The 16,225-nt window shown below is 64.7% G+C and carries 13 protein-coding genes and 1 pseudogene; 7 read left to right on the top strand and 7 right to left on the bottom strand.

The window, feature by feature from the left end:
* Window positions 1-39: 39 nt before the first annotated feature.
* From F7R11_RS24350 to F7R11_RS24330, 5 genes are all read right to left on the bottom strand, one after another.
* Window positions 40-1,341 (bottom strand): alkaline phosphatase family protein, encoded by a 1,302-nt coding sequence (locus tag F7R11_RS24350; RefSeq protein ID WP_021197653.1) that lies wholly within the window; start codon window positions 1,339-1,341, stop codon window positions 40-42.
* A gap of 178 nt (window positions 1,342-1,519) precedes the next feature.
* The gene (locus tag F7R11_RS24345) at window positions 1,520-2,482 is read right to left on the bottom strand and encodes a hypothetical protein (protein ID WP_021197654.1); all 963 of its coding nucleotides are present in this window, start codon (window positions 2,480-2,482) and stop codon (window positions 1,520-1,522) included.
* A 22-nt stretch (window positions 2,483-2,504) separates the two neighbouring features.
* Entirely contained in the window at window positions 2,505-3,296 is a 792-nt protein-coding gene (locus F7R11_RS24340) for an SDR family oxidoreductase (RefSeq protein ID WP_021197655.1), read from the bottom strand.
* Window positions 3,297-3,366: 70 nt separating this feature from the next.
* Window positions 3,367-4,554, bottom strand: coding sequence for a sulfotransferase family protein (locus F7R11_RS24335; RefSeq protein ID WP_064807146.1), 1,188 nt, complete (start codon window positions 4,552-4,554; stop codon window positions 3,367-3,369).
* On the bottom strand, window positions 4,551-5,684 hold the full coding sequence (locus tag F7R11_RS24330) for a DUF1214 domain-containing protein (protein ID WP_021197657.1): 1,134 nt from the start codon (window positions 5,682-5,684) through the stop codon (window positions 4,551-4,553). The genes F7R11_RS24335 and F7R11_RS24330 overlap by 4 nt, the downstream gene beginning before the upstream one ends.
* A gap of 241 nt (window positions 5,685-5,925) precedes the next feature.
* On the opposite strand from F7R11_RS24330, the gene cysD reads away from it, so the two are divergent.
* The 4 genes and pseudogenes from cysD (at window position 5,926) to F7R11_RS24310 (ending at window position 10,561) form a co-directional block, all read left to right on the top strand.
* A complete protein-coding gene (gene cysD, locus F7R11_RS24325; RefSeq protein WP_021197658.1) occupies window positions 5,926-6,822 on the top strand; it encodes a sulfate adenylyltransferase subunit CysD in 897 nt (298 codons plus the stop codon).
* Window positions 6,822-8,768: a sulfate adenylyltransferase subunit CysN gene (cysN, locus tag F7R11_RS24320; RefSeq protein WP_021197659.1), complete on the top strand. Its 1,947-nt coding sequence runs from the start codon at window positions 6,822-6,824 to the stop codon at window positions 8,766-8,768. The genes cysD and cysN overlap by 1 nt, the downstream gene beginning before the upstream one ends.
* 103 nt (window positions 8,769-8,871) lie before the next feature.
* Window positions 8,872-9,985: pseudogene (locus F7R11_RS24315) on the top strand (helix-turn-helix transcriptional regulator).
* A 78-nt stretch (window positions 9,986-10,063) separates the two neighbouring features.
* The gene (locus F7R11_RS24310) at window positions 10,064-10,561 is read left to right on the top strand and encodes an SRPBCC domain-containing protein (RefSeq protein WP_021197661.1); all 498 of its coding nucleotides are present in this window, start codon (window positions 10,064-10,066) and stop codon (window positions 10,559-10,561) included.
* A 95-nt stretch (window positions 10,562-10,656) separates the two neighbouring features.
* Here the strand turns inward: F7R11_RS24310 and F7R11_RS24305 are convergent, their stop codons facing one another.
* On the bottom strand, window positions 10,657-10,908 hold the full coding sequence (locus F7R11_RS24305; protein ID WP_021197662.1) for a hypothetical protein: 252 nt from the start codon (window positions 10,906-10,908) through the stop codon (window positions 10,657-10,659).
* Window positions 10,909-11,108: 200 nt separating this feature from the next.
* Window positions 11,109-11,957 (bottom strand): alpha/beta fold hydrolase, encoded by an 849-nt coding sequence (locus F7R11_RS24300; RefSeq protein ID WP_021197663.1) that lies wholly within the window; start codon window positions 11,955-11,957, stop codon window positions 11,109-11,111.
* A gap of 168 nt (window positions 11,958-12,125) precedes the next feature.
* Between F7R11_RS24300 and F7R11_RS24295 the strand changes: the two genes are divergently transcribed.
* The 3 genes from F7R11_RS24295 (at window position 12,126) to F7R11_RS24285 (ending at window position 16,185) form a co-directional block, all read left to right on the top strand.
* Entirely contained in the window at window positions 12,126-12,920 is a 795-nt protein-coding gene (locus tag F7R11_RS24295) for an SDR family oxidoreductase (RefSeq protein ID WP_021197664.1), read from the top strand.
* A gap of 243 nt (window positions 12,921-13,163) precedes the next feature.
* Window positions 13,164-14,732 (top strand): DUF1302 domain-containing protein, encoded by a 1,569-nt coding sequence (locus F7R11_RS24290; protein WP_021197665.1) that lies wholly within the window; start codon window positions 13,164-13,166, stop codon window positions 14,730-14,732.
* A 70-nt stretch (window positions 14,733-14,802) separates the two neighbouring features.
* Window positions 14,803-16,185 carry a DUF1329 domain-containing protein gene (locus F7R11_RS24285; protein WP_031330245.1) on the top strand — a complete coding sequence of 461 codons (1,383 nt, stop codon included), beginning with the start codon at window positions 14,803-14,805 and terminating at the stop codon, window positions 16,183-16,185.
* The last annotated feature ends 40 nt before the right edge of the window (window positions 16,186-16,225 follow it).

Raw genomic sequence — 16,225 nt, 5'->3', positions numbered from 1 at the left:
CACTGGCGACAGCCCTTCTTGCCTGGCGCCAACCGCTGGTTACCACTGCAGGTTGGTGAAGATGTCGTTGCCGAACGTCACCAGATTCTTGTCGTCGGCGTAACCCAGGTATCCGTGGGTCTGGAAGATGTCTTCCAGGCTCCTGAGCATCGAGTAGTGGTTGTACGGCGTATTGCTGACCGTGCCAGGCTTGATGAAGCGCGACAGCATGACTGCGCCGGTGCGGTCACCGCCCACGCCCACGTAATGCAGCTTGTATTGCAGTGTCGGAGAGACCTGCAGAATCACGTCGTCCGGGCGCGTCACGTTCGGCCCGGCCTGCTGGCCGCAGCACGCATCGCCGGGCAGGTTCACCGTGATGGTCGTCACACCGTTCACGGTGGTCTTGCCCGCCGGCACCATGTCGGCCGACTCATCGAAGTTGATGATGATCAGCCCGTCCTGCTTGTACGCGGGTGACGCCTGGATGATCGGCACCCACTTCTTCACGAAATCGTTGATCGAGGTCAGGCCGCCCTTGTCGCCGTTCACGCAGGGCTTGGCGCCGGTGCCATCGCCGTCATGGCCGTCGTCGCACAGGTTGGGCGTGATGAATACGAAGTTGGGCGTGGTGCTGATCGACTGCAGATCCTTTTGCAGATTGGCGTCGAGGTTCACCACGTGGCTGTCGCAGTAGGCCTGGTCGTCGATGATGGAATGGAAGTAGACGAACGGGTTGTGGCGGGTCGCATATTGATCGCCCTTCGGCACGTCGGCCGTGGGTGCTTGGGCGGCCTGCGTGTTGTCCATCGCGCCAATCTTCGGATGACCGCAGGTGGCGGACTCACGGGTCGGGTCGTTGCCCATGTCGCCCATGTAGCCCTTCCAGGTCAGATTGAGTTCATCCAGCTGGTTGACGAAAGTCTTCACGGTGTTCGGATACACGCAACCCTTGCCGTCCTTGGCCTTGAGCACCTTGGGGTTGCCGGCATCCCAGCCGTCGGCCACCACGTCGTTGAAGCCCAGGTTGCAGTCGCTCTCGGTTTCCTTGGTGGAGGGCTGGCCGCTCATCATCGCGATGTAGTTGTCCAGGCTCACGTGGCCGGTGCCGAAGTACTGGGTCAGCAGCGCGCCCTGTTTCGCCATCGCTTGCAGGTCGGGATTCTGTGTGCTGGTGCCGAAGGTGTCGTTGTAATTCTTGTTCTCCATCGTCAGCACGAACACGTGCCGGATCGACTGCTGGGTCGGCGGATCGTTGTCCATATTGCAGCCGCTCAGCATGCCGGTCAGCACAGCGCTACAGACCAGCGTACCGGCTGCCCTGCGCAGCGCGCGCAGCAACCCTTGACCAGTGACGTGCATAGACTCCCCCCCTTTTGATTTTTGATATCGGCCAGACTCGGTGGGTATGGGCCCGCTCTGCCCAGCAGAGCAGTCACGGTAGCGGGCTCGCCGCATCTCGTCTTCGTCCAACCAGACTACGTTTGTGTGGGTGTCTTCGCGCGACTTGTCTGCAGCCGACGGGGCGTCCCCAACTTGTCTACGACTTGCCGAAGCGGGCAGAAAAGCTGCCGATGAAGCGTTCCATATCCGCATCCGGCAGGTGGTTGATGCCGCCCGCCAGGCGACGCCCACCGCCGGTTTCGAAGCCGCGGCAGAAGTCGGCGGCACCGGTCGGGCTCGTGGCCGGCACGCGCACGCTGACGGCATAGCCGCCCGAGCTTTTTGGGGACAACAGGCCAATGGCATCCCCTGGGCGCGTGCGTGCGAGTTCATTGCCCAGCACGCCGATCGCGCGGCGTGCCCACGGCGCATCCGGAAGAACCAGCACGGCAGCACCCGAGCACTCGTGCACCGGCCCGATGGCTCGGGCGCAAGCCATGTCGTCTTCATAACCGGCACGCAGGACGTGGTAGGCGGCGCTCTGTGCCGCAAACGCCAGCGGGTCTTCGAAGGGCAGCATGGTTTGCGCCAGCGCTGCGGGGTCGAAATGCAGGTCGGCCACGCACTCGCCGTAGGCGTTGTAGTTGAGGCACGTGCCGAGCTGCTCCAGCGTTGCGGTGTCCTGCGCGCTCAGGCCCGCCTGTTCCGCCATTGCATGGGCCACAGGGGTCAGGTTGTCGCCGAATGCGGCCGTGATGGCCCAACGGCGATAGCGCCCTTCCAGATGCCGGTCCACCAGGATGCTGGTGCAGACGGTGGGGGCCTCGTCGATATAGGTGCGCAGTCCGGCATGATCGGGCAGCTCGCCGGCATGGTGATGGTCGAAGTAGTCCACCCACGCACCGGCTTGCAGCAAACGCAACAACCCGCCGCGGTTCTGGTCGAGCGAAATGTCCAGCGCGGTCACGACATCGCCGGCTTGTGCGTCGATGCGCTCCAGCAGACGGATATCGCGCTTGATGCCGGTGACGAGTGTGGCTTCGCACGGCTGCGCCAGGCGAAGCTGCTGCAGCGCGCACAGGCCATCGGCATCGCCATTGAAGGCAAAGTAGCGGGTCATTGCGGGGCTCCAGTCGCCGCGTTCAGGCCATGAAGTCGCCGCCATTGGCGTCGAGCGAGGCTCCGCTGATGGCACGTGCGTAGTCCGACACCAGGAACAGCGCGGCGCGAGCACAGTCGTCATCGGTCGGCATCTTGCCCAGCGCAATCTGCGAGGCAATCGGTGCGACGATCTGCGCTTCGCTCACGCCCTGCTCTGCGGCGGCCCACTGCACGTAGCCCTGCACCGGCGCGCCCCACATCCAGCCCATGAAGATGCTGTTGGCACGAATGCCGTACTTGCCCAGCTCGCGCGCGAGGTACTTGACCGCCACCGTCAGCGCGCCCTTGGATGCGGCATAGCCCGATTCGCCCGGCATCGGCTTGCGCGTGGCCTGTGTGTTGATCATCACGATGGCGCCGTGGCCCTGCGGCTTCATCAGGGCAGCCACTTCCTGCGTCAGCGTCATGGTGCCGAACACGTTGGTCTCGAACACATCACGCCAGACATCCAGGTCAGCGGCTTCCACCGCCTCGGGAAAGTTGCCGTGCTGGTAGGCGCTGTTGACAAGCGCATCGATGCGGCCGTACTTGCGCATGACCTCCGCCGCCAATGCCCGGCACTGCGCGCGATCCGTAATGTCGGTCGGCACGCTCAGGACTTCGCAGTCCACCCCCAATGCAGCAATACGGGCTTGCGCGTCGTCCAGCTTGGCTTGCGTGCGGGCGGCGATGGCCACGGCGCGGGCGCCTTCGCGGGCCGCCTCCACCGCCAGCTTCACGCCCAGGCCGGGCCCGATGCCCGATACGATGACGATCTTGTCTTTCAACAGCATGTGTTGTCTCCGTTGTGCGCGGTGCGCTGGTCTAGGTTGGGTTGCTCTTTAGTTGCTCTTTAGTTGCTCTTTAGTTCCCCAGTACGTGCCGTGCGCGGTAGCCGGCAAAGTCGCGTTCGATCTGCGCCTGGCTCAGGCCGAACTGCTCCAGCGTATAGGCATGCGCGGCACGCTGGCTGCGCGGGTTGCTGTCCATCCACGCCTGCATGCCGGCGCGGGCGGCGTCGGTCAGCGGCATGCCGGCAAAGCGGTACACCGACTCCACCACGCCAAACGGATCACGCACCGTGTCTTCAAAGCGGACATCGAGGAAGCGGTCGGCCGGCATGCGGTCGCGCACGGCCATGGCGTGTTCGGTTGCGCGCCGCAGCTGCGCGCTCCACTGCTGGCCGACCGCCGTGGCGTCCGGCGCGTCGGCATACATCTTCCACAGCGTGTGCGCCATGCTGGCCATCGACGGAATGGTCTGGGCCGGGTCCCGATGGGTCAGCACCACCTGCGCGCCGGGAAAGACCTGGAACAGGACGTCGACCGCGTGCAGGTGCTGGGGCGTCTTCAGCACCCAGCGCTGCGCCGCTGGCTCACCACGCTGGCGCTTCTGCCACTGCAGGAACTGCAGCATCGTCTTGAGGTACGTGTAGACGGGCGTCTGATCCTGCCGCTCACGCCACGCGCTGTAGGTCGGCACGTTCACGTACGAATCCATGGCGCACAGGAAGGCGTGCTCCATCAGCATGAATTCCTCGTCGGCCTGCATGGCGTCGAGCGGGTGGATGGCCAGGATGTCAGGGATGAAGTGCACCATCTGCGCGACTTCCTCTTTGGCACGGGCGATACGTGAGCCCGCATCGCGCACGCCTTCCCCGGGCAATGGCGCCGGGTAGCGCGTTTCCCACCATGCCGCCGAATGGAAGCGCGCATCGGTGGCCAGCATGCGCTGCAGCAGCGTGGTGCCGGTGCGCGGCAAGCCGATGATCACCAGCGGGTCTTCAATGCGCTCCTGCAGAATTTCCGGATGGTGGCGGCAGTACTCCTGGATGACGAGCCGGTTCACCAATTGCGCCAGCAGCTTGCTGTGCAGCAGATGCACGCCCTGCGGCGACAGGTTGGCCTCGCGCGCCAGCGAATCGAACAGCACGCCCAGCGCTTCGCGGTAGTTGCCGGGGCCGAAATCCGTCAGCCCGCCCGTCTGCTCGGTGGCCTGCGCCAGAAGGCGGTCCACGTCGAGCACGGGCATGCGGTCAGCCAGGGTATTCATGCGACCTCCTTCAGCGCTTTCAACGTCTCCACCTTGACCACGCGCGTACGCGGATGCGCCGCGTTCGTCGGTTCCCCCGCCCCCACCCAGCGCCAGCACATGGTGCCGTTGCGGTGGCCGGCGGTCTCCAGCCAGTTGGGCAGGCCAGGGTCGCGCGCGCTGAGGATGACGGTGACGCCGCCCTTGGCATCCAGCTGTGCGCTGTGCTTGTTCAGACAAATGTCGTGATAGCGGTAGTCGAGCGACTCCATCCAGTAGTTGTTGATCTGGAAGTTCCAGAATTCGCACTCGGGCACGCGGTCCACTTCCACCACCAGCGCTTCGTCGTCTTCCAAGGCCCACTGCGAGTGGTAGTAGAAGATGTTCGGATCGCCGCCCGCGGCCTGGCACACCGCCTGGTCTGCCGGCGGCAGTCCGTTGACGTGGGTGCCGTAGCCCTGCGCCCAGTCGGCAAAGATGCGCGCCGTGTTCTCCACAAATCCGGCCGCGCGCAGCAGGCCGCCGTGCAGGCGTTCGGCGCTCAAGGGGGTGGGCTTGTCTTCCGCGCCCGACTCCTGAATACGCTCGATCTGCAACTCGGCCGGCGTCTCCGCCTTGCGATCGAGGAAGGTCTGGCGCACCACCAGCGCATTGGTGGCCGGTTCCATGCGCACCCAGTTGCCGTCGTGCGGCTGCGCGCTGAGGATGAGTTCGAAGCTCCCATCCGGCGCCACCGCCAGCTTGTTGCTGTCGATGAAGCCGGTCTGGATCATGCGGCCGTCGGTTTCGTACCCGCCCTTTTGCGTGCCAAAGCTGAGGTACGCCACCGTGCCGCGCCGGCCGCGAATGCGATACGCGGCGGTGCCGTCCAGGCGCGCGTAGCGGTAGAGGTTGTCGGGGTTGTCCGCGCCGATCTTCGCGGTTTCGTGCGAGGGCGAGAAGAAGCCGGGGAACGCCGGATCGGCAAACTCCACGTGCATTTCCAGCGCAATGCGCAGCAGCCGGCTGAGGTAGCGATAGCCCTCGGCGCGCGTCAATGCATCGGTCGGCGCCTCCGTGCGCAGGATCTGCTGCCCGCTGCGCTTGAGGACGTCGCAAAATTCGGCCCAGGTCTGGCCACTCAACAACTGCTCTTCGGCAGAAATCGCCATGTGCTTCGCTCCCGTTGTCCGTATGCGCAACAGGCAGGCCCTGTCAGCGCGTCGAAGCAACGGTACCAAGCGCATCCCTGCGGTTACCTCCTCCACCTGGACTAGAAAACGTGCGGCGCGGCCCGCCATTTTTTAGTCCGCCCGGACGAAGTTGGGCAGCCCCCCGGATCGCTACCTTTTCACCATGCCAGGCACCCCGCGACATTCGTGAACGGGGCCGGCAAGTGAAGAGGAGACAACGATGTTGACCCACCTGGAGCAACTGGAGGCGGAGAGCATCCACATCATGCGGGAAGTGGTGGCGGAGTGCGAAAACCCCGTCATGCTCTATTCCATCGGCAAGGACAGCGCCGTGATGCTGCACCTGGCCATGAAGGCCTTCCACCCGGCCAAGCCGCCGTTTCCGCTGCTGCACGTCGATACCACGTGGAAGTTCCGCGAGATGATCGCCTTCCGCGACCAGACCGTCGAACGGCTCGGGCTGGACCTGCGTGTGCACATCAACCCGGATGGGATCGCGGGCAACATCAGCCCGCACGAGCATGGCTCGGCCGTGCACACCGACGTCTGGAAAACCCAAGGGCTCAAGCAGGCGCTGGACCACTACGGCTTCGACGCAGCCTTTGGTGGCGCCCGGCGCGACGAAGAGAAATCGCGTGCCAAGGAGCGCGTGTTCTCGGTGCGCACCGCGCAGCACCGCTGGGACCCGAAGATGCAGCGCCCCGAACTCTGGCGCCAGTACAACGCACGCAAGCGCAAGGGCGAAAGCCTGCGCGTGTTCCCGCTGTCGAACTGGACGGAGCTCGACATCTGGCAATACATCTATCTGAACAACATCCCCATCGTGCCGCTCTACTTCGCCAAGGAACGTCCCGTGGTGGAGCGCGACGGCACGTTGATCATGGTCGATGACGACCGCCTGCCCTTGCGCCCCGGCGAAAAGCCGACCATGCGCCGCGTGCGCTTCCGCACGCTGGGCTGCTACCCGCTGACCGGTGCGATCGAGAGCGAAGCCGACACGCTGGATGGGATCATCCGCGAGATGCTGCTGGCCACCACGTCCGAACGGCAGGGCCGGCTGATCGACAGCGATTCGGCCGGGTCGATGGAGAAGAAGAAGCAGGAGGGCTATTTCTGATGGAAACGCTACTGGAGGCCGCGCCCGCCATGGCGCAATCGGTGCAACCCAATGACGCGCAGAACGACGTCGCGCACTACCTGCACGCCCAGAAGAACAAGGGGCTGCTGCGCTTCATCACCTGCGGCAGCGTCGACGACGGCAAGAGCACGTTGATCGGCCGCCTGCTGTACGAGTCGAAGATGCTGTTCGAAGACCAGCTCGCCCAGCTCGAAGCCGATTCGAAAAAGATGGGCACGCAGGGTGACCAGCTCGACTTCGCGCTGCTGGTGGATGGCCTGGCCGCGGAGCGCGAACAGGGCATCACCATCGACGTGGCCTACCGCTTCTTTGCCACCGACAAGCGCAAGTTCATCGTGGCGGACACCCCCGGGCACGAGCAATACACCCGCAACATGGTGACCGGCGCCTCGACCGCCGACCTGGCCGTGCTGCTGGTGGACGCCCGCCGCGGCGTGCAGACGCAGACTCGCCGCCACAGCTATCTGGTGTCCACGCTCGGCATCCGCCGCGTGGTGGTGGCCGTCAACAAGCTGGACATGGTGGACTACTCGCGCGATGTGTACGACGCCATCGAACGCGAATACCGCGATTTCGCGCAGCAGATCGGCCTGACGGACATCGTCTGCATTCCGATGTCGGCCCTGCGCGGCGACAACATCACGGCGCACAGCGCCAATACGCCGTGGTATCAGGGCCCCACGCTGATGGCGCACCTGGAGAACGTGCCGATCGACAACGCACCCACGCAGGACGAATCGTTCCGCCTGCCCGTGCAGTGGGTCAACCGCCCCAACCTGGACTTCCGCGGCTTTACCGGCACCATCAGCGCCGGCGAAGTGCGCGTGGGCGATCGACTGCGTTCGCTGCCGTCGGGCCGCGAGAGCCGCGTGGCCAGCATCATCGGTGCGAACGGTGCCTGCCCGCAGGCGGTACGCGGCCAGGCGGTGACGCTCACGCTGGAAGACGAGATCGACGTCAGCCGGGGCGACGTGCTGGCCTGTGCCGAAGACCAACCCGCCGTGGCCGACCAGTTCGAGGCCACGCTGGTGTGGATGAACGAAGAGGCCATGCTGCCCGGCCGCCCCTACCTGCTCAAGCTCGGCACGCGCACGGTGGGCGTGACGGTGGCGCAGCCCAAGTACAAGGTCAACGTCAACACGCTGGAACATCTGGCCGCGCGCACGCTGGAGTTGAACGAGATTGGCGTGTGCAACCTGCACCTGGATCAGCCGGTGGTGTTCGAAGCGTATGCGCGCAACCGTGACCTGGGCGGCTTCATCATGATCGACCGCCTCACCAACAACACGGTGGGCGCCGGCATGCTGCACTTTGCCCTGCGCCGCGCGCAGAACGTGCACTGGCAGGCCATCGATGTGGACCGCCACGCGCACGCCGCGCTCAAGCACCAGACGCCGCGCATCGTGTGGTTCACCGGGCTGTCGGGCGCGGGCAAATCCACCGTTGCCAACCTGGTGGAAAAGCGCCTGCATGCACTCGGCCACCACACCTATCTGCTGGACGGCGACAACGTGCGGCACGGCCTGAACAAGGACCTGGGTTTCTCCGAGGCCGACCGCGTGGAGAACATCCGCCGCGTGGCCGAAGTGTCGCGCCTGATGCTGGATGCCGGGCTGATCGTGCTGGTGTCGTTCATCTCGCCGTTCCGCTCCGAGCGCGAGATGGCACGGGCACTGGTGGCCGAGGGCGAGTTCATCGAAGTCTTCGTCGATACCCCGCTGGCGGTGGCAGAAGAACGTGACCCCAAAGGGCTCTATCGCAAGGCGCGCCGCGGTGAGCTGAAGAACTTCACCGGCATCGACTCGCCGTACGAACCGCCCGAGCAACCGGAGATCCGCATCGACACCACCGTCGACACGGCGGAGCAGGCGGCCGAGCGCATCGTCGCGTGGCTGCGGGAGTCGGGCACGGTGGGCCAGGCTTGATGGCGTCTACTGCAAACGGACGATGAGGCCAGCGCCTCGATCCGTACGATGGGAAAGGCGGCCCGCGCCGCCTTTTTCCGTTGTCGCGACGCGAGGAATCACGATGAAGTTGCCCGACCCGCTGCCGGCCAGCGAACTGAGCGCCCTGCTCGACCTGCTCTACCAGGGGCCGACCGAGGCAGTGCCCTGGGCCGGCTTTCTCGAAAGCGTGCGCCTGCGGCTGGGTGCGGCCTTCGTGACGCTGGTGCTACGGCACCCCGCCACCTGCCGGCCCGGGCTGATCGTCAACGCGTCGCACTACGGCCCGCTGCTACCGGGCGAGCCCTCGTACAGCGAGCAGTACTACGCCCTGTGCCCCTTTCTGGACCTGCACCCGGATCGGCTGTTCAGCGCCGATGAACTGTTCGGACAGACCGGCTGGCTGGCCCACCCGTTCTATGTGCAATACCTGCAACCGCTCGACCTGCGCTACATCCTCGCAGTCAACCTCGTCACCCCCAATGGGGTGGAATGCGCGCTGTTCGTGAGCCGCAACCACGACGGGCAGGACTTTGACGATGCCGACAAGACCTTGCTGGGCGGGCTGCTGCCCCACCTGAAGCGCGCCGTCGATCTGCACGCGCGGCTCGACGTGCTGGAGTCGGAGCGCACCCTGTATGAGGGCGCCGTCGATCGCCTGCTGGTCGGCACCGTGATCCTGGACGAGCGCGGCAAGGTGATGAAGACCAACGACATGGCCAACCGCCTGCTGCGCGCGCGCGATGGCCTCCATGTCGCCGACGGCATGCTGCAGGCGCACTGCCCGGTGGAGAACCGCAAGTTCCGCAAGATCCTGGAAGGCGCGGTCGAAGCCCAGGCCACCGCCAACATGCGCAGTGAAGTCACCACGCTGACGCGGCCCGAAGTGCCCACGCCGCTCAGCGTGCTGGTGCGCCCCATCCCGCTCAGTTATCGCGCGGAAGACAAGGCGCACCGGCCCGCCGTGGCCGTGTTCATTCGCGACCCGGCGGGCTCGCCGCGCAACACGCACGCCCACCGAAATCGAACTCGCCCTGCTGATGGTGGACGGCTTGACGCTGGACGAAGCCGCCACCCGGCTCGGCATCAAGAAGAACACCGCGCGCGCCCACCTGCGGGGCATCTTCTCCAAGACGGGTGCCACGCGGCAGGCCGTGCTCGTGAAGCTGCTGCTATCGAGCGTGGTGGTGATGGGCTAACAGCAAGCAAAAACGGGGCGTCTTGAGCGCCCTTTCTTATTTCCTGATTTCCAACGACACCGTTTCACGGAGGAGCCCATGGCAAAAGCAGAGAATCTCGTCACATCGATCCAGGTGGACATCAACGCGCCGGCATCGCTGGTGTGGGAGGTGCTGACCGACTTCGAGCACTACGCAGAATGGAACACCTTCTGCCCAGGTTTGAAGACCACCGGCCGGTTGGGCGACATGGTGCACATGCAGGTGCGCATCCCCGGCACGGACCAGACCATTCCCGTCAATGAATATCTGGTGGCGTGGGAGCCGGAGCGGCTGCTGTCATGGGAACAGCGCCCCACCGACGACAACAAGGACGCCGCGCGGCGCGACCAGTACATCGAAGCCGTCGGCCCACAGCGCTCACGCTACTTCACGACAGACCTGTTCCTCGGGCTCAATGCAGAGACCATCATGCGCGAGCACGGTGCGTGGGTGAAGGCGGGGTTCGATCAGGTGGCCCGCGACGTGAAGCAACGTGCGGAGGCGCTCCACACCGCCCGTCGCAGCAACGCTGGCGCCGCGGTGCAGGCGAGCTAAAGGCAGACGCCGGGCCACGTCCATCATGGAGCTGGCCCGGTCTGAGGCAGAGCGGCATTCACGGCCGCACGACTGGCGCGCGGAACGCCCGTCTCTTACTGGCGGGGGAGATGGTTCAGGACGTCGACCACCGTCACGTCATATTTCTGGTGGCACGCATCGTCGCATCGCAGGGATGCCGCGACCGGGGCCGCTGAAGCGTCGTCGATATTCATGAGGTGCTGCAACGCATCGCCAAGCTGGCTGACGGCCAGCGGCGCCGATGATGGCTCGACACCCGTGCCCAGCCCCAGCGCCAACGTTGCGCCCAACCCTACGAGAAAGCTTGCATACAGTCCGGCTTTCATTGCTGTCTCCTTCCACAAAACGCCAATCCGTTGGTTCGTCTGGCGATCGCCGGCTTTTGCCGGTCTGATGGATTCACGTTAGAGATTGGAGCGCCCGTCCACATCGTCTAACCAGACTAGGTTTTCAGCCCGTCTGCCTGCGCAAACGGTTGGGACTGGCACCCTGGCGTTACGACTGTCGATACCAAGCCAACAAGCGATCACTTATCGTTCGCCGTGTCCGCCAGGAAACCCAGGCACTCACGGTTGAAGTAATCGCGATGTTCGACCATCACCCAATGGCCGCAGCGGTTGATCAGCACGCAGCGCGCATCCTTGCAGCTTTCCAGGAATTTCATGGCGCCGCCCACGGGGTTGAAACGATCTTCCGTGCCCCAGAAGCCGAGTACCGGGCAAGCGACCTCACCCAGGCGGTCAGACAGGTTCGGCACGCGCATCGTGGCCAGCACCTCGCGCGGCTGGTGGCGGCACACGTTCATGCGCTCTTCCACCAGCGCATCGGTCACCATGCTGGTGTCATAGACCAGCAGTTGCAGCAGCTGGCGCATGGTGTCCGGGTTCATGTGGCCGCCGGTGAAGAGCGACACCATCTTCTGGATGCCTTCCATCTGGAAGTAGGTCTCGCGCTCTTCCACGCCGCCGGGCGCCATCATCACCAGGCGGCTCACGTCCGCGGGGTAGTCCAGGGCGTATTTCAGCGCGATCGCGCCACCCAGAGAATTGCCCACCAGCACGCAGCGTCCCACTTCCAGCGCCTGCAGTTGCTCGCGCAGCGCCGCCACGAAAAAGTCCAGCGTGTATTCCACGTCGTCGGGCTTGGACGACAGCCCGTAACCCGGCAGATCCACCACCACGGTGCGATAGCCCGCTGCCGCAAAGGCCGGCGCGTTGTACTTGAAGTTGCTGTGGCCGCTCGCCCCCGGCCCGCTGCCGTGGATGAACACCACCGGCTCGCCGCTGCCGGCCTCGGTGCTATGCAGGCGTAGCCCGGTGGCCGTGGTTACGTAGCGGCCGACGGGCAGCGTGATCGACGATTGTGAAGCTGACATTGGTGAGGCTCCGTGTCTGGTTGTCTGGCGACGATCATCTTCCCCACCCCAGCCACCAGCATCGTCTCTTCGGACTACGAGCGCAGGCGCGGTTTTCCCTACCATCGGCGCTGACTTCTTCGCTCACCACCTCACCACAGAACGCAGGCCAACCAGGCCAAACACGCCATGATGGGATTCGATTTCAAAGACAAGACCGTGCTCGTCACCGGCGGCGCGCGCGGCATCGGCGCCGCCATTGCAGAGGCCTTTCTCGATGCAGGGGCCACGGTCTACACGTGCGGACGCACCCCGCCCGATGACTCGCAAACGCTTTCGCTCGGCACGCAGCGCCGCGCAGAATTCATCACCGCCGACATCCGTGACGGCGAACAGATGGACGCACTGCTCTCCACCATCGTGAGCAAGAGCGGCACGCTGGACATCGTGATCCACAACGCGGGGGGCTCGCCTTTCGCATTGGCCGCAGACGCCTCGCCGCGCTTGATGGAGTCCGTCATCCGCCTGAACCTGGTGGCGCCCCTGCAACTGGCGCAGCGTGCCAACGCTGTGATGCACAAGCAGACCAGCGGTGGCGTGCAGCTGTTCATCGGCAGCGTCAGTGCACTGCGCCCTTCGCCGGGCACGGCGGCATATGGCGCCGCCAAGGCCGGCATCCTGAACGCAGTGCGCACGCTTGCCGTGGAGTGGGCGCCACGTGTGCGCGTTGCCGCGGTGAGCCCCGGCCTGGTGCTGACCGAAACCGCACAGCAAGGGCACTACGGCGACGCAGATGCGCTGCAACGCGTCTGCGCCACCGTGCCGCTCGAGCGGCTGGCAGACCCGGCCGACATCGCCAACGCGTGCCTGTTCCTGGCCTCGCCGCAGGCGGCTTATGTGTCGGGCGCCAACCTCGTGATCGATGGCGGCGGCGAACGTCCCGCCTTCCTTACGGCTGCAGCTCCAACGCCTGCGGGCCGCTGATCGCAGTGGCCAATCTCTGGGGGATTTCCCTGAAGCCGATACAAGACGGTGACCGCGTTCTTGCCCTGTCCCGGCCCCACGCGGGCATCTGCAGCGAGGGCCGTGCGACGCCATTCGTCGAATTTCGCTGGACTAGTCCGTTCTGACGATTTCAGCGCATACCTCGCTCCTTAGGCTTGCCACAAGAAAAGAGGCCAGGCATGTGCTGCAGGCCCAGCGCTGACCACACCCAGGAGGAGACTGATGCAGGACAAACCCGTAAATCAACCGACCCGGCTGCAGCGTACGCTGCGCCCCTCGGCCATCGCCGCGGCACTTGCTACGCTGTTCGCACCTGCAGCATGGGCGGACAACTCCGTCGATCTCGGCAACGACACTTCGCTGAGCTACTCGTTCACGGCCAACTACGGCGTGGCGATGCGTACGGGCAAGCCAAGCGACACGCTTCTGTCGCCGGCCAACATCAACGGCGACGACGGCAACCGCAACTTCCATCGCGGCAGCCTGATCACCAATCGCGCATCGCTGTTGGGCGAAGGCAATCTGCAGCACGGCGACTATGGTCTGTTCGTGCGCGGCAGCGCCTTCTATGACACGGCATACCAAGGCACTAACGCCAACAATGCGCCCGGCACCGTCAACCATAGCGGCGCCTTCAACGAGTTCACCACGTATGCGCGCAATTTCCAGGGCCAGCGCGCACAGTTGCTGGATGCCTACGCCTATGGCGCAGTCGGCATCGGCGACACGCGCCTGAGCGGCAAGATCGGTAACCAGGTCGTGGCTTGGGGCGAGAGCCTGTACTTCCCGAACATCGCCGGCGCGCAAGGCCCGGTGGATGCCACCAAGTCGTTCGTGCCCGGCGCGGAAGTGAAGGACATTCTGCTGCCCGTGCCGCAGGCCTCGCTGCAATGGCAGATCAACCCGTCGCTCAGCGTGATGGGTTACTACCAGTTCGTCTACAAGGAGAACCAACTGTTTCCGCCGGGCAGCTTCTTCAGCACCAGCGACATCGTCGGCCCAGGCTCGGAATACCTGATCGCCGGCCCCGGCTTCAACATTCCGCGCGGGCCCGACATCAAGCCGACCAACGCCGGCCAGTGGGGTATCGGCACGCGCTTCCGCGTGGCCGAAGACACCGAGATCGGCCTGTACCAGTTGCGGTACAGCGACAAGAACCCGAGCGTTCTGATCTCGATGTTCCCGACGCTGCAGTACCAGCAGAAGTACTTCAGCGGTATCAACCTGACCGGCGCCAGCTTCTCGACGCAGGTGTTCGGGGCCAACGTGGCCGGCGAAGTGAGCTATAAGGACGGCCAGCCGATGCTGGTCAATGTGCAAGGCTCGCCGACTGCAACGCGCGGCAAGGTCGTGCAGGGCCAGTTGTCGGCCATCTACTCGATCGGCCCGAACAAGCTGGCCAACTCGCAAAGCCTGGTGGCAGAAATCGGGTACATCCACGTGCTCAGCGTCGATCCGGTCTACGGCCAGAGCGTGCTCACGAACTCGCGTGATGCGGTGGCGGCGCAGATCGGCTGGTCCCTCACCTACAACAACGTGTTCGACGGTTGGGACATGACCGTGCCGCTTAACTATGCCCAGGCGATCAGCGGGCATAGCTCGGTGCCGGGCGCATTCGGCTCCCTGTATGGCGCAGGCGACCGCCGCGCCAGCATCGGCGTCACGATGAAGTACCTCAACAACCTGGAATTGAACCTGACGTATGCCAAGTTCATGGGCGGGGCCGACCTCAACGATCGTCCGCTGGCTGACCGCAGCTACGTAGCGTTCAACGCGAAGTATTCGTTCTAAACCGGCACACCGGCATACAGGCACACTGGCCGCCTCCGGGTGGCCGGCATCATCCCAAGGAGACACAGCAATGCGACCCACACCCCGACTGCGCATTCCCGCCATGCTGCTGGCAAGCGGCATGGCGCTCGCCACCGCCGCTTTCGCGGCGAACAGCGCGGACGAACTCAAACAGCTCGACAGCAAACTGACCCCCGTCGGTGCCGAGCGCGCCGGCAGCAAGGACGGCGAGATCCCCGCCTGGAACGGCAAGTGGCTCGGCACGCCGCCGGGCGTGAAATGGCAGGCCGGTGAGCGGTATCCCGACCCGTACGCCAACGAGAAGCCGGTGGTGGTCATCACCGCGCAGAACATGGCGCAGTACGAGAATCACCTGACCGACGGGCAAAAGGCGCTGCTCAAGCGCTACCCCGAGACGTTCAAGATCCCGGTCTATCCGTCGCACCGCGACTTCCGCTTCACCGACGCGGTCTATAAGGAAATCCGCACCCTGGCGCCGACGTCGACCATGACCGCCGAAGCCGCCAACGGCATCAAGAACGCGCCGCCGATCGTTCCCTTCCCCATTCCCAAGAACGGCGTGGAACTGATGTGGAACCTGCGGCTGTCGTCCGGCATTGGCGCCGAGGCCGCCACCTACGACCAGGCCGTGGTTTATCCGGAAGGCAATATCGCGTGGGGGCGCGTGCGCTACGACATTTTCTCCATGCGCAACACGGGCACCGTCGACTCGAAGAACGAACTGTATGACCGAACGTTCTTCCGCCAGACCACACTGCTGCCGCTGCGCGACCGCGGCACGGTCCTGGTCGGCTACTCGCTGTGGGATGACAACAGCGACAACGGCAACCGGACCTGGATGTACAACCCCGGCACCCGCCGCGTGCGTCAGGCGCCCGAGTATGGCTTCGACCAGCCCAATGGCACAGGCGGCTTCCGCACCGTGGATGACGACCGCCTCTACAACGGCACGGGCGTGCGTTACGACTGGAAGATCGTCGGCAAGAAGGAAGTCTATGTGCCGTATGACAACTACAAGCTGATGAGCGCGTCGATCAAGTACAAGGACATGCTCGGCAAGGGCCACGCCAACCCGGACTTCATGCGCTATGAGCTGCACCGCGTGTGGGTGCTGGAAGCGACCCTCAAGTCGGGCTACCGCCACCAGTACTCCAAGCGCCGCCTCTATCTGGACGAGGACAGCTGGATTGCCGTGCTCGCCGACAACTTCGACGCGCAAGGCAATCTGTGGCGCACCAACATGGCAACCACGCTGTATGCCTACGATGCACACACCTTCTACACGGGGGTCACCTTCTACCACGACCTGGCCTCGGGCGCATACCTGGCCGACCGGTTGTCTAATGAGAACGTGATGCCTGTGCTGAACAACAGCCCGCAGTTCAACCCCGGCTACTTCTCGCCGGATGCCGCCCGCAGCTCTGGCACCTGACCTGTGATGTGACGGGCGCCCGCATGGATCTCAATACCAG

The organism is Ralstonia insidiosa (assembly GCF_008801405.1).
Taxonomy (GTDB): domain Bacteria; phylum Pseudomonadota; class Gammaproteobacteria; order Burkholderiales; family Burkholderiaceae; genus Ralstonia; species Ralstonia insidiosa.
Note: the sequence above shows the minus strand (reverse complement) of the source record. Positions and strands in the feature narration are given on the sequence as shown.

What these genes read in the sequence shown, in the direction of transcription:
- F7R11_RS24340 (WP_021197655.1), bottom strand. Translation starts at nt 3,296, where the DNA reads ATGCTGTTGAAAGACAAGATCGTCATCGTATCGGGCATCGGGCCCGGC.
- F7R11_RS24305 (WP_021197662.1), bottom strand. Translation starts at nt 10,908, where the DNA reads ATGAAAGCCGGACTGTATGCAAGCTTTCTCGTAGGGTTGGGCGCAACG.
- cysD (WP_021197658.1), top strand. Translation starts at nt 5,926, where the DNA reads ATGTTGACCCACCTGGAGCAACTGGAGGCGGAGAGCATCCACATCATG.
- F7R11_RS24335 (WP_064807146.1), bottom strand. Translation starts at nt 4,554, where the DNA reads ATGAATACCCTGGCTGACCGCATGCCCGTGCTCGACGTGGACCGCCTT.
- F7R11_RS24300 (WP_021197663.1), bottom strand. Translation starts at nt 11,957, where the DNA reads ATGTCAGCTTCACAATCGTCGATCACGCTGCCCGTCGGCCGCTACGTA.
- F7R11_RS24290 (WP_021197665.1), top strand. Translation starts at nt 13,164, where the DNA reads ATGCAGGACAAACCCGTAAATCAACCGACCCGGCTGCAGCGTACGCTG.
- cysN (WP_021197659.1), top strand. Translation starts at nt 6,822, where the DNA reads ATGGAAACGCTACTGGAGGCCGCGCCCGCCATGGCGCAATCGGTGCAA.
- F7R11_RS24310 (WP_021197661.1), top strand. Translation starts at nt 10,064, where the DNA reads ATGGCAAAAGCAGAGAATCTCGTCACATCGATCCAGGTGGACATCAAC.
- F7R11_RS24330 (WP_021197657.1), bottom strand. Translation starts at nt 5,684, where the DNA reads ATGGCGATTTCTGCCGAAGAGCAGTTGTTGAGTGGCCAGACCTGGGCC.
- F7R11_RS24285 (WP_031330245.1), top strand. Translation starts at nt 14,803, where the DNA reads ATGCGACCCACACCCCGACTGCGCATTCCCGCCATGCTGCTGGCAAGC.
- F7R11_RS24295 (WP_021197664.1), top strand. Translation starts at nt 12,126, where the DNA reads ATGATGGGATTCGATTTCAAAGACAAGACCGTGCTCGTCACCGGCGGC.
- F7R11_RS24345 (WP_021197654.1), bottom strand. Translation starts at nt 2,482, where the DNA reads ATGACCCGCTACTTTGCCTTCAATGGCGATGCCGATGGCCTGTGCGCG.
- F7R11_RS24350 (WP_021197653.1), bottom strand. Translation starts at nt 1,341, where the DNA reads ATGCACGTCACTGGTCAAGGGTTGCTGCGCGCGCTGCGCAGGGCAGCC.